Source organism: Kitasatospora sp. NBC_01266, assembly GCF_036242395.1.
In the GTDB taxonomy this organism is placed as follows: domain Bacteria; phylum Actinomycetota; class Actinomycetes; order Streptomycetales; family Streptomycetaceae; genus Kitasatospora.
Genome location: NZ_CP108458.1, coordinates 6,097,489 through 6,111,726, shown reverse-complemented (window position 1 = coordinate 6,111,726; position 14,238 = coordinate 6,097,489). Strand labels below are relative to the sequence as shown.

Here is a 14,238-nt window from a genome sequence, read left to right as displayed (position 1 = left end):
TCTCCTAAAAGCCATTTGGTCCACGCCACCAGAATTGTCGAGCTCCGCTGTCGTCAAGCCAGGTATAGACCCAGTTCGTCCCGGTGTTGCCAGCTGCCTCTTCCATAGCGACTTGGCACCAGCTACACGGGGGCAATTGTCCCTCAACGTAATAGGTATCGCCTTCGGCGGCCGGAGCGCGACCCAACAGCGGATCATCACCCGTCTTCCAGTACGGCCAAGGAGATCCAGCGACGCGAGTTGCACGCGCCTCCGTGTGGGTTGCCATGCCGCCCTTCCACGGGCCCTGCGCCTTCTCTGTTGGTATCCCTCGGCCCGCGTAGTAGGTGGCCGGACCCTCTTCGCCAGGATTTGCTCCACGCGCAACTCCCTTTGAATCGTAGACCGTCACATCTGCGAGGTGGTTCGGGCAGGTGTTGTGCACCAGGACCGGCGTGCTGCCTGCCAGCACATAGTACGTGTGGAGCTGGTCAACCGTCAGGTTGTACATGGTTTCGGACCCAGCCACCACATGAGTGCCCAGGATTTCGACAGCCGCCCCATCGCTGGTCTTCAGGTGGTGTCCCGCCACGAGTCTGCCCGCAGGTGTCCACGTGTGCGTGGTGTCGTCCCAGAATGGGTGGAGCGTCGTGGTGTGCAGCGTTGCAGTTGAGCCGTCGGCCTGGCGGACGGTGACGTCTATCAGGTCCTCGTCGTGGTGGACGAGAGTCGCGAGGACGCTCCGGCCACCTTGGTCAGTGCCCGTGGTCTGGTCTGCCGACTGGACCTTGTCGCCGACCTTGATGGTGCCGATTGGCTTGGTGGTGCGGTCAGCCATAAGGACGGGGGTGTCAGGTGTGAAGCTGCAGGTCCCTTCCTCCGGCGGCTCCTCGGTTGTCATTGCCGGAGTGTCGTTGGTGGGGAGGGCCGCTGGCTCTGGCACGTCGGCCGTAGGAGCCGCCGGGGCGGCAGTTGCAGCGGGGTTCGGCTTTGCGGTGAGCTGGATCGGGTTTTCAGGGCTGTCGCCCGGCTGCTCAGGAGTTCCGGAGCCGGTCGGCTGACCCGGAGTGTTGTTCTCCGAAGCTGGCGGTGTGCCGTTACCTTCGGGCTTGGCGTTGCCTGGGGCTTGGTTGAGTCCGTCCTTGGCGGTCGGTCCGCTGGGAGGGGCAACCTGGCCTCCGCCGCAGCTGGACGAGCCGCCGGGCAGGATTGATGCGAGCCCGAGGAGTTCGTTCGGGTCGATGTTGTGGCTGGAATAGCCGGCACTTTCGAATTCGAGCTCTAGTTCTTGCTGTTCCTCGGTGAGTTCGGGTTCAAGGTTGATCTCGCCTTCGGCGCCGCCACGGGCTGCATACTGACCGTATGTCCAGGTGAAGGTGTTCCCGTTGCCGTCCCACATTTGGACAGGCTGGCTGTCCTCCCACTGCTGCAGGGCTTGGAGGTCGAGTTCGTAGCCTCGGGTATTGGTGGTCTGGACAGACTGGTTGTAGTCATAGTCGAAGTTGGACTGGGCTGTGGCATCCTCCCCGTCGTTGGCGGAGTAGTAGCCCGCGGGGTTGACCGCCGCTTGCTGGCCGCCCGCGCCACCACCGCCGCCACCGCCTCCCCCGCCAGGGTGAACGGGTGGGGTGTCGTCATCTTCGGGCCCGGGGTCTTCGCAGCTGTCGTGGCCAGAGGGGTCCTCGTTGGTGAGGGGGTTGTCGTCGGCGTAGGCGTAGTGATTGCCGGCGGTGGCGTCGGTGGGTGGGAGGTTGGCGGTGTCGCGGCTGGTGAAGGTGCCGGTGGTGGGGTTGTACCAGCGGCTGGCGGTGGCGACCTGGCCGGTGGTGTTGTCGGTCCAGCCGCTCTGGTAGCCGAGGTTGTGGGCGGGACCGCTGGTGGCGGTGACCTGTCCCCAGGGGTCGTAGCTGGTGGAGCTGGCCAGCGCGGTGCCGGCTGCGGTGAAGGTGCCGACGAGGTCGTTGTGGTCGTTGGTGTAGGGCAGGACCGCGCCACCGGCGCTGCTGCTCAGGGAGAGCAGGGAACCGTCGGGGGTGTGGTCGTAGGTCTCGGTGCCGTCGGAGGTGACGTTGTCGCTGGTGCCGTCGTAGCTGAAGGTGTGGCTGCCGGCGGTGGTCAGGCGGCCCAGGGCGTCGTGGGTGTAGGTCTGGGCACCGGAGGTGGCGAGCTGGTCGAAGCCGTCGTAGGTGGAGTTGGTGGTGGTGCCGTTGGTGGTGCTGGAGGCAACGGTGCCGCGGGCGGTGTAGGTGTAGCTGGTGGTACCGGAGGTCAGCACTCGGTTGCGCTGGTCGTACGTGGCGCTGGTGCTGCCGGACTGGGTGCGGTTGCCGTTGTTGTCGTACCCGTAGTTGGTGGCGCTGGTGCCGTTGTTCCAGGAGGTCAGGCGCCCGGCCCAGTCGTAGGAGTAGGTGTGGCTGGCGGATCCGGCGACGCCGTTGGTGGCCTGGCCGGTGAGGTAACCGGCCGGGTCGTAGGTGTAGTTGATGGAGGCTTCGACCGCTCCACCCGCAGTCTTCAGGGTGTCGCTGGTACGTCGGTGTTCGTCGTCGTAGCTGTAGGTACGGGTGGCGCCGTTGGTGCCGTAGCCGATGCTCTGCAGGTCTCCGACCGTGTCGTGCTGGTAGGTGACGGCGGTGCCGGTGAGCGGGTCGGCGGCGGTGGTCAGGCGCCCGGCCGCGTCGTAGCCGAAGGCGGTGGTGCCTGCGGTGTCGTTGCGGGTGGTGAGCTTGCCGTCGGCGTTGTATCCGTAGCTCGCGGTGCCGGTGGGTCCGCTGGTGGAGAGCAGCAGGCCGCGGTCTTCGTAGCTGTAAGCCTCGGTGCCGTTGGGGGCGGACGCGGTGAGCAGGCGGTGGTCCGCGTCGTAGCTGAAGGTGCGGGTCGCCGTGGCGGCTTCGGCGCCGGAGGCGGCCTGGGTCAGCTGATTGCCGTCCGCGTCGTAGGTGGTGGCGAGGGTGACGCCACCGGGCTCGCTGTAGCTGACCCGCTCACCAGCGGTGTCGTAGCCGCTGGTGTAGGTGCGGTCGGCGACGACGGAGTCGGCCGTGGTGGCGGGCTCGACGGTGGACTCGGGCAGGCCCAAAGTGTTGAACGTGTACGAGGTGGGGTGGCCATTACCGTCGGTGTAGAGGGTCCGGTTGCCCGCCGGGTCGTAGCCGAAGCCGGTGGTGATGTTCTGGCCGGAGCCGATGGGTTGAGTCTGCCCGATGAGCTGGTCGAGCGCGTCGTAGGTGTAGTTGGTGGGGTGGCCGTCGGCGTCGGTCGTGGTGACCGGGTTGCCGTCAGCGTCGTAGCTGGTCTGGCTGCCGGGCAGCGGGTTGCCGTTGTGGTCGTACGGGGTGCTGGCGGTGGGCCGGCCGGCCTGGTCGTAGGTGGTACGGGTCGAGGTGTGGTCGGCCAGTGTGGTGCTGGTGACCTGGCCGGCGAGGTTGTAGGTGTAGCTGGTGGTGTTCTTCAGCGGGTCGGTCAGCGTCAGGCGCTCGCCGGCCGCGTCGAAGGTGGCGCTCTCGGACTCCTGCTGCGCGGTGGTCGCGGAGGTCAGGTTGCCGGCGTCGTCGTGGGCGTAGGTGGCGGTGTACGCGGCAGCGGTGGGCTGGCGGACGAGCTGCGTCGAGGTGATGTCCCGGCCCAGGTCGTCGTAGGTGTGCTGGACGGTGGCGCCGGTGGGGTCGACGCTGGAGAGCTGTTCCTTGTCCAGGTCGTAGCTGAAGGTCTGGGTGGGGGTGGTGCCGTTGACAGCTGGCTCGGTCAGCTTGACCAGGTCACTGAGCTGGTCGTAGGTGAAGGTGCTGGTGCGGTTGAGGCCGCTGGGGTCCACGGTGCTGCTGGTCGGGCGGCCGAGCGCGTCGTACTGCGTGACGGTGCTGGCCGTGACGGCGCCGGTGGTGCCGGGGGCGGTGTAGGTCGGGCTCGCGAGGGCCACCTGGCGGCCGTCGGCATCGTAGGTGACGGTGGTGATGTTGCCGTCCGGGTCTTCAGTTGACGTCGCGTCACCGAAGGTGTCGTAGCCGGTCTTCGATATCGGTGCGACCTGCAGCGCGGCATCGGCCCCGCTGGTCGAGCTGAACTGGTGACTGGTGACGACCGGTGCGGCCGTGCTGGTCAGCTGACCCAGCGCGTCGTACACCGCTGTGGTGGTGTTGCCGTCGGGGCTGACCGTGGTGAGTGGCAGGCCGCGCTGGTCGTAGGTGTGGGTGGTGACGGAGTTCTTGGGGGTGTTGTCGACGGTGGCGGTGAGGAGGTCGCCGGCGGTGTCGTAGGTGTTGTCGGTCTCGCGGGTGGTGGTGCCGTCGGTGAGCTTGGTGCTCGTGACGTCGTTGGCGGCGTCGTAGGTCTGGGTGGTGATGCGGTTGAGGCCGCCGGGGTCGAGGGTGGTGCTGGTGGGGCGGGCGGCGGCGTCGTAGGTGTTGACGACGGTGGTCTTGCCGCCGCCGGTCACACGCTGGACCAGTTCGTCGGCGGCGTCGTAAGTGTTGGTCTGGAGCACGACGTTGCGGGTGGTGCCGTCGAACTGGCCGGTGGTGGGGTTGAAGTTGTGGAAGGCGTCGAGGTCGACTTCGGCGACGGTGTTGTCGTCGTTGTAGTAGGTGTGGGTGGTGCGACCCATCGCGTCGGTGTCGGTGGCCAGGCGCCCGGCCGGGTCGTAGGCGCGCGAGTCGGTGACCTGCCAGTGCGCGGCAACGGGGCTGTCGGGGTTGCCGGTGTAGTTGGCGATGGCGGTCTGCTGGAGCCAGCCCTGCGGGCTGTAGGAGTACTGGTAGTTGGTGCCGGCCGCGTCCGTCTTGGTGGCGGTGTTGCCGTAGGCGTCGTAGGTGTAGGTGGTCTTGGCACCCGCGGGGTCGGTGACCTGCCACAGCAGGTCGTTGGTGCTGTTGTACGCCCAGCTGGTGGTGCGGGGCTTGTCGCCGCCGGTGGTGTCGGCGGTGATCTGGCTGGTCTTGTCGCCGTCCGCGTCGTAGGTGTAGCTGGTCTGGGGGGTGTGGACGGTGCCGGTGACCGCGTCGGTGGTGGCCGGGTCGGTCTCGGTGAGCGGGTTGCCCTGGCCGTCCCAGGTGTAGGAGGTCGTGGTCGTGGTCGCGGTCTGGCCCTGGCCGCAGTCGGTGCAGGCCTCGGTCTTGGTGGCGAGGCGGCCGAGGTTGTCGTAGGTGTAGGTGGTGATCAGGCCGCTCGGGCTGGTGCTCTGGGTGAGGTCGCCCTTGGAGTTGTAGCGGTAGCTGGTCTCCTGGTTGGCCGGGACGCTGGCGGGGGTCGGGTAGGCGCCCGCGTCGACCAGGTTGGTCACGAAAGCGGGAGCGCCCGCTGGTGTCGTGCCCCCGTCGGTGGCCGGGGAGCCGCCGTCGGTGATGACGTAACTGACGCGGCCCTTGGGGTAGTCGGCGGTGGCCGGCGGGGTCGTGTTGATCAGGGTGCCGTAGTAGGTGTTGTAGGCATAGGTGGTGGTGTAGGTGGTGTCGGTGGGGCCGCTGGAGCGCGCGTCGCTGGAGCTCAGCATCTTGTCGTTGAGCGGGTCGAACTCGTTGGTGGTGTCCAGGTAGTACGTCGCGTAACTGGTCTGGCAGCTGGACGGGTTCTGGCAGGTGGTGGTGGAGACGGTGTTGCCGCGCGCGTCGTGGCCGGTGGTGACGGTGTGCCCGTCAGGGTCGGTCACCGTGTACAGGAACCCGTTGGTGTCGTACGTGTAGCGGGTGGTGTTGCCGTAGGCGTCCGCGTAGGAGGTGAGCTTGGCGGTGTGGGTGTCGTACTTGTAGGTGAGGGTGTTGCCGGTGGGGTCGGTGACGGTGGCGGTGGTCACCGGGACCGGGCCGCCCGCGATGCTCATGGCGTGGTAGTGGCCGGAGGCCTGGGCGGCGGTCAGCCGCGAGGGGTAGTAGGAGACCTCGGAGATCTGCCCGTTGAAGTACGCGGACCCGGCGTTGGGCCAGCCCTGCACGTCCCCCGCGCCGACGTAGACGTACGAGTTCCCGTTGTAGGACACCGCGCCGGTACCCGAGAGGGAGGCCGCCTGGTTGCCGTCCAGGTAGATGGACTGGCCGGTGCTGTCGGCGGTCAGCACCGCCTGGTGCCAGTGGCCGTCGGTCACCGTCTGGCTGGTGGACATGATGCTGCCCGGGCCGGCCCAGAACTTGCCGTAGAGCTTGCCGTCGGAGCCGACGTACAGGGCCGGGTTCCAGACCTGCGCGCCGCCGCCACCGCCGATCGGCCCGTTCTGGTAGTCGTACAGCACCCCGGAGCTGGTGGTCTTGAACCACAGCTCCACCGAGGCCGCGCCCTGGGTGGGGGCCGCGTTGGAGGGCAACTGCAGCACGGAGTTGGTGCCGTTGAACGTCGCCGACAGCTCCGCCGGGTCGCCGGAGGGGCCGCCCGAACCCAGCGTGGTGCTGGTGTAGGTGCCCGAGCTGGGGTCGGGCAGCGCGGTGCCGAGTTCGTCCTGCGCGTACCACGATCCTGACGGGTCGTTGAGGCGCCAGTAACCGTAGGGGCCGTCCTGGATCGTGGCGGTGCGGAAGGCGCTGGCGGCGTCCAGGCCGCTGGCGTCCACGGCGGTGGTCGCCTTCTGGTAGAACGTCGTGATCGCGGCGGGAGCCAGTGCGTAGGAGTAGAGGGCGAAGTCGGCCAGCGAGCCGTTGAAGTGGCCGCTGGTGTCGGCGGGCGCGCTGGGCCAGCCGCCCTGCGTGTTGCCGGCGCCCAGGTAGGCGTAGCCGTTGCCGTTGTAGGAGACGGTGCCGGTAATGGGCTGGCCGCTGGCGTATCCGTCCAGGTAGAGCTGCTGGGTGGTGCCACTGGCGGTCAGAACGGCGTAGTGCCAGTTCCCGTCATCGACGTTGGTGCCGGAGACCGCGTTGTTAGGGTTGCCGGTCCACAGTTCGCCGTGGAGTTTGTGGTCGGTACCCACGTACAGGGCCGGGTTCCAGGCGTTGGTGACCCCGCTCTGGCCGCCGCCGGTGTTGCCGAGCGGGTAGTTCTGGAAGCTGTAGAGGACGCCGGGCGCGGTGGTCTTGAACCACAGGGCGATGGTGGAGTTGGCGCCCGATTGGGGCATGGCGCTGGGCGGCAGCTGGAGGTAGGAGGTGGTGCCGTTGAACGTGGTGGCGGCGGAGGTGCCCGAGGCCCAGGGGCCGGCCGTGCCCTGGGTGGTGCTGTTGTAGGTGCCGCGGTTCTGTGCCAGGGCGGCGGAGGAGAGGAGTTCGGTGGCCTGGTTGCCGCTCGCGTCGTCCAGGCGCCAGTAGCCCGAGGGCTGGTTGGAGATGATCGCGGCGTCGTAGCCGGACGGGCCGCTGGGGCTCGCGCCCTGGGCCGCGCTCTGGGTGGTCGCCTGGGTGTAGAGGGAGGAGACGGAGCCGGCGGTCAGGCCGTGCGGGAAGATCGCGGCGTCGGCGAGCTGCCCGTTGAAGTGCCCGGACGGCGCGCTGCCCGCATCGGGCCAGCCGGTGGAGTTGCCGGCGCCCAGGTACAGGTAGTGGATGCCGTTGGAGCTGATCGTGCCGGTCAGCGGACCCGCACTCAACTGGCCGTCCACGTAGAGGGTCTGGCTGGTCGGGGTGTCACCGGAGAGCACCGCGAAGTGCCACTTGCCGTCGTTCACCGCCTGCGTCGAGGACAGCGGGATGCCCGAGCCCGCCCAGAACTTGCCGTTGAGCTTGCCGTCGGCGCCGACGTACAGGGTCGGGTTCCAGGACTGCGCGCTGCTACTGCCGATCGGGGCGTCCTGGTAGCCCAGGATCGTGCCGGCGGTCGTGGTCTTGAACCACACCGCGACAGCCGCCGGACCCTGCGTGGGGATCATCGACGACGGCAGCTGCACCGACGAGGTCGCGCCGTCGAACGTAGCCGACCCGGCCGAGCCCGCCATCGGCCCCGCCGCACCCAGCGTCACATTCGCGTAGGCGCCGTTGTCCGGCGTCGGACGCGGACTGTAGATCTCGTTGGCGGCCTGGGTACCCGCCTGGTCCGACAGCCGCCAGTAGCCCGACGGGGTCGAGCCCATCACCTGACCGCGGTACTCCTGCGCCGAACCGCTCACCGACGGCGGATTGATCGTCCAACTGCCGCCATTGGCATCCGTGACCTGCTTCGCCCGGTCCTTGACCGCGTCGTACTGCACCGCCGTTCCCGGCTTGCCGCTCGGCAGTTGCACACCGGTCAGCTCGGTCGAGGCGTTGATGCCGGCCTGGTAGATCGCGGTCACCGTCGGCGCACCCAGAGTGTGCTGGTACATCGCGACGTCGGCGATCTGGCCCTGGAAGTGTGAGTTCCCGTCCCCGCCCGCTGCCGGGACCGAGGGCCACGGGCTGCCCCGCGTGAAGCCGGCCCCGATGTAGGTCGTCGTCTGGTCGAGCGGGTTGATGACCCCGGACAGCGGCGACCCGGCGACCGCGGTGCCGTCCAGATACAGGGTCTGGCTGGCGCCCGATCCGGTCAGCAGCGCGTAGTGCCAGCCGCCGTCGGTCACAATCCCCTTCGCCCCCGACGATGTCATCGGGGCGAAGCCGACGGCCGGGCCGTACAGCTCACCGCGAAGATACCCGTCCGTGCCCACGTACAGCAGCGGACTCGCGTGCGAGGGCGCCTGCGACAACGGGCCGTTCTGGTACTCCGCCAGCACACCCGGCGCCGTGGTCTTGAACCACAGCCCCAGCGACACATAGCTGTTGGCCAGCAGCCCGTTGGGGAGCGCCACGGCCGACGAGGACCCGTTGAACGAGGCCGCCGTCGCGGAAGAGCCCGTCGCCGGACCCTGCGCTCCCAACGTCACGCCACCCACGTACTGCGCGACGTCGTTGCCCTGGTTCGCGATCACCTCACTGGCCGCGGTCGTCCCTGAGGACTCACCCAGCCGCCAGTACGACGCCGGATTCGCGTCCAGCGTCGCCGAGCGCAGATGCGAGCCCGACGCGTACGAGTACGTCGTGCACGAAGGCGCCGTGTTCCCGCCCGTCGGCGGCGCGCACACCTGGTCCAGCTCATCCGCGTTCGACGGATTGTAGGCGTAGGTCCAGGTCAGCGCGGTGCTCGGGTCGGTGCCGGTGACCGGATCGGTGGTCACCTTCGCCACATGCCGACTGTCGGACGTCCAACTCAGGTGCAGTGCGCGGCCCGAGGCCGCGTCCGTCACGGTGTCGAGCAGGTTGTTGGTGTAGTGCAGGTTCTGCGCATGACCCTCGCCGTCCGACACCGAGGTCAGCTCGTACCAGGAACCTCCACTGGCCTGCGTCTGGAAGGTGTACTGCGTGCGGTTCTTCAGCAGCAGCACGAACCCACCCGACGCGCTACTCGTCAGCGTCTCGTACTCACCCGGCGCCGGGACGTACTGCGAGGCGTTCTTCGGATCCGGCCCCAACCGCTCGGCCCGCCCCGACGCGTCGGTCAGCACCACCGCGCCGGTCCCGTCGTTGTCCGGCTGCACCCGCATGTCCAGCGCCGTCGTCCAACCAGCCCCGAACAGCGTGGTCGTCCGCGGATCCAGCGAGTTGTACGACCGCACCACGGACAGCGCCGGCCCGACCACCTTCACCGACGCGTCCGTCACCGCCGTCGTGTAGTTCCCGACCTGCGGATCGAACGAGTGCCCGTGACCGTCGCTGGCCGCACCGCCCAGATGCGAGGTGATCGGCGGCTGCTGCACCTGCGTCGAGATCGACGACCAACTCGTCCACGCACCCGTCGCGATCTGGTCACAGGCCGCTACCGTCCACCAGTAGCTGCTGTTCCACGCCAGCACACCCGGCGGCACCGACCAGGACTGCCCCAACTGGTAACCCGAATCGGCCAGCTTCGTACTGCCATCCGCCGAGTACACCTGGAACTCGTAATACACCCCCGTCCCGGGGTAGTTGTCGGGATCATGCCCCACCGCCGACAACTGCGGCGTCAGACTCCCCGACACCGTGCCGTTCAGCGGCGTGACCGTGTCGATCTGCGGCGCCGTGTCCTGACCGACCACCCCGATGCAGCCGCCCTGCCAAGGTATTCCGTAAGAGTCGTGCAGCGACACCGTGCCACCGACGTACCCGTCGAAGCAGACCGAGTACTGCGTACCGAGCTTCGGTAGAACCGGAATGACCGCATTGACCGTGACCGACTGCCCCGTCTGCACCAGACCCGACACACCCACCAGCGGCGCGTTCACCGACTGCTCGTTGCCGTTGCTGTCGAAGACCCGCGCCTTCAGCTGCATGGAGGTGGAGTTCCACCAGTTCGACGCCAGGTTCGTCATCGTGACCTGGGCCGAACCGGGAGTGTTGTACGTCGGCTGCGTGTAACTGCTCGCGACCGTGGAACTCGCTGCCCAGTCCGCATAGGTGACGTACAGATAGGGTGGGTAGCTGGAGTTGACGCTGGCGAACTGCTTCCAGGCATTGCTGTCCGTACCGCTGGACGTCACCGCAAGGCCGAAGTTGTTGGCCCCGGGTACCGTCCAGGAACTCACCAGCTGCGAACCGGCATCGGAGTGGCTGTTGGCCAGAGGGATGCCCTCCCACTGGGTGCCGTTGGAGCAGCTCGTTCCGGCACCGAAGCTTGCCTTTCCGAGCTGTCCTCCGATGCTGACGCCCGGGTAGGTGTTGATCGAGGACGGGCTCCAACTGGAGCTGATGGCCGAGACGTCCACCTCGTGCTGCCCGCAGTCGTATGACCACAGGTCGTCCAGGGCCAGGCCGACACTCTCGACGTAGTTCCCACGCACCGCGGTCGCAACACCGGGGAAGTACAGGTAGCTGTTCGCCACATGCCCGCCGCCGTCGTACGTGCCCACCTTGAGCACGCTGTCGCTCGAGTAGTTCGCCGTGAACGGCGACATCACATAGGTGGACTGCCCGACGTTGACGTTCGCGGTAGTGGTGGGGTCGACGTGGATCGGGAAGACCCGGTGCGCGTCGTGCAGCCACGTACTGTCCAGGGTCATCTGCAGCGCAGGCGCACCGTTGACCGTGGTCAGCTGGTACGTCACGCCGTCGGACATAGCGCCCTGATCCGACTTCGGATCAATGGCCGAGTCCTCCATGAACCCGCGCGGAATCGTCAGCCGCACCTGCCCCGAACTGTCGGTGAAGACGGCGTTCCCCGTCGCGTCGAGCGCGACGCTGACGCCGGTCAGCTGCAGCGGGAAGGTCCAGACGGTCGGGGCTGACGCGTCGTGCAGGATCAGCGACTCCTTGGCACCGGTCGCAAGGGCGTTGTACTGGACATCGGTGGACGTCTGGGCGCCGGCGTAGGTCAGTGTGTCGCCGCTCGCCGTCGCGGTCACTGGCAGAGCGCCCTGCAGACCGTAGGAGACGTCGTGGCTCGCGTCGATCGGGAAGTCCACGAGTGCCGAGGAGTTCGCCGTCGGCCCGAACGTCAACTGCTGGCTGTTGGCCTTCTCGGTCCACCGGCCATCAGCGCGCTGGGTGAGCCCGGTGTCGATGTCCGCCCAGGTCCCATCAGCCTTCTGATAGTGAACCGGCCGCGGGAACACCCGCATGGTCTTGGTGCCGTCGGGGTTCTGGTACGTCGAGGTCGTCGCGGTGCGGGCAGCCGTAACCTCAACTGCGGCCGGAGCCGGAGCCTGCACAGTCGTCGCCGACGAGGAGCCCGCCGGCACGCTGGCGGCCGTCGAGCCGAACGCCGCACTGGCCCTCTTCTGCTGAGCGACCTGGTCGGCCTGCGTCGACTTCGCCGGCGGGTCGACCTTCTGCACAGGCACCGCCTTGCCCGGCTGACCGGACGGCTGCGGGCCGGTGCCCTTCACCACGGGGTGTCCCGCTGGGGGCAGCTCTCCCGGAGCGGGCGTGTGCGCGGAGTCCTCCGGCCCTTGACCGCGTTGCGTGGCCGCGCTGGAGACAGTGTGCGAACGCCCCGCCGCAGCATCAGAACGCTGCTGGGGCAGCTTCAGGGAGATGGCAGCTGTCGCCTGCTTTGCCGTGACCGCCCATGCCGCCTGCGTGGACAGGCTGGCCACGATCGACATGCAAGCCAGAAGCACCACCCAGCGTCGGCCACTTCGGCGACACTGGCCGACCAGCCATGAGCTGACGGAGCGTACGGCCGAGAACAGGGCATGACGCGACGACGAGCGGCGCAAGGCCAACCCCCAAGCACGGAAAGAACCCCAGTTTGGGGATGTCAGAGACGTTCTAGTTGACGAACAATCAGTTCGGCAAGCCAAATCCGTAAGCAGAAGAGGCGATTCCGCCTCATCGGTCCCCGTACGTCCATATTCTCCCACGGGGAAGATTTATAATTCCTTAGATGATGCTTAATCAAGGCTTTCCTTGACGTCGCATCAATACATGCCGTATGGCAGCCCATCCCCCTCTCTTGCAATGTCCGAAGGGGGAAGTAGGGTCGAGGCGCAGACTCCCGACGTCCCCTGGTCGGGCAACCGACATGGACGGAGAAGCTCGAGGTGACAAAGTCCCTCCCGCAGTACCCCCTGGCATTGCACATTTCTGTCAGGATGGCAGCCTGCCTCCTCGCTGCACTCGCGCTGGCGATCCAAGGAGCTCCGCTCGCATCCGCAAGCGCGATCCGCTCGAATGAGTGGCCGCTTGACGGCCAGCACTTCAACGCTGATCGCCTCTGGCAGATCACCAAAGGCAGCGGGATCACCGTCGCGGTCATCGACAGTGGTGTCGACGCCACCCACCCCGACCTCACCGGCCAAGTCCTCCCTGGCACCGGCGAGCTCGGCGACCCCACGGACAACGGGCAGATCGACACATCCGCCGACTCCCACGGCACCGCGATCGCCGGCATCATCGCCGGCACCGGTAAGTCCCTGGACGGACAAGGCATGACGGGCCTGGCGCCGGAAGCCAAGATCCTGCCCGTCAGGGTCTCGGCAGGCCAGCAAGTCGACCCCGGAAACCTCGCGCAGGGAATCATCTGGGCAGTCGACCACGGCGCCTCCGTCATCAACGTCTCCATCGGGTCCCCTCGCCCCGACCCGGTACTCCGGCAGGCAGTGCTCTATGCCCAGCGGAAGGACGCCGTGATCGTGGCTTCAGCAGGAAACAGCGGCACCGACGGCGACCCGCCGATGTACCCCGCATCGTTCAACGGCGTGCTCTCCGTCGCGGGAACCGACGAAGACGGAAAACCGTGGAAGGAGAGCGAGTTCGGACCAGGAATCAGCCTTGCCGCTCCTGCCACCAACATCTATTCGACCAACAACCAAGGCCAGTACGTCAACGCGGACGGCACCAGCTACGCCGCAGCCTATGTATCCGCAGCTGCAGCCCTTGTGCGTTCCCAAGAAACGAGTTTGACTGCGGGTCAGGTAATCCGTCGTCTCATCACCACCACTGCGGATCACCACGATTATCCAGACGCCCATGTTGGAATGGGTGAGCTCGACCCGCTCGCCGCGCTGACATCCACCGCAGCGCCCGGCAGCCCCGACAACCCACTGATCAACCTGAGTCGCGTCACACCTCCGGCCGAGAACCACAGCTCCACGATCACGATAGCCATCGTCACGCTTGGAGTAGCGCTCATGGCCTTGGCAGCGGTGGTCGGCCTTCGCCGGAAGCGGGCAGCTGTGATGAAGGCCAGCCGCGGAAATGATGCCGCCAACTCCCTGGCCGCGAAGAAAAGTGACCGAAGCTCATCTTCCACACGGCCCGTCAGGCGGCTGGCCAAGGCGGCTCGTGGCAAGTCCCACTCCGCCAGCGGCCCCCGCTGACCACCCCCAACCCTTCAAGGACCGTAGATGGCCGTCCACTACCTCTTCCGCCGCCGCAGGCCCACCGCACTTGGACTCGCCGCCCTGGCCGCCACCGTCGCAGCGACAGTCGCTACGACGACGCTGCTATGGCCCGAACATCACAACGCAGCACCACATCAGCCAAGAGTCGACGTCGCGGACGTCTCCGGCCGAGCCACCGCCTGCCTCGCCACCGACACTGCCACAGCCACGAAAAGCGCTGAGGTGACCAGGATCTGGAATGCCATGCAGGCAGCCGGACCAGGCACTTCGAAGAATGTCCAGCAGTTGATCGAACCAGCCACGACCTCCGCGCAGGCACAGCCCTACCTCGCCGGCCTGATCAGCCAGCGCTGCGACTTGATCGTCACCGTAGGTCCGACCTTCGCCCAGGCCATCCGCCAACTCGCCGAGGCTTCCCCGGCGACTCGGTTCACCGCTGTGGACTCGGCGCTCGCGACCGCTCCCGCCAACATCACCCTGGTGACGGCGGATCAAGCAGCCGCAGTGGTCCAGCAGCAGGTTCAGGGGCTCAAGCGCGAGTCATCCTCGCACCACTGAAGCAGGTGCTGGACCCAGAA

General features: G+C 67.4%; 3 protein-coding genes. 2 read left to right on the top strand and 1 reads right to left on the bottom strand.

Annotated elements, in window-relative coordinates:
• Window positions 1-4: 4 nt before the first annotated feature.
• Window positions 5-11,704: a LamG-like jellyroll fold domain-containing protein gene (locus tag OG403_RS26475; protein WP_329568549.1), complete on the bottom strand. Its 11,700-nt coding sequence runs from the start codon at window positions 11,702-11,704 to the stop codon at window positions 5-7.
• A gap of 654 nt (window positions 11,705-12,358) precedes the next feature.
• Between OG403_RS26475 and mycP the strand changes: the two genes are divergently transcribed.
• The gene (gene mycP / locus OG403_RS26470) at window positions 12,359-13,636 is read left to right on the top strand and encodes a type VII secretion-associated serine protease mycosin (RefSeq protein WP_329568547.1); all 1,278 of its coding nucleotides are present in this window, start codon (window positions 12,359-12,361) and stop codon (window positions 13,634-13,636) included.
• 27 nt (window positions 13,637-13,663) lie between these two features.
• Window positions 13,664-14,218: a hypothetical protein gene (locus tag OG403_RS26465; RefSeq protein WP_329568544.1), complete on the top strand. Its 555-nt coding sequence runs from the start codon at window positions 13,664-13,666 to the stop codon at window positions 14,216-14,218.
• Window positions 14,219-14,238 lie beyond the last annotated feature (20 nt).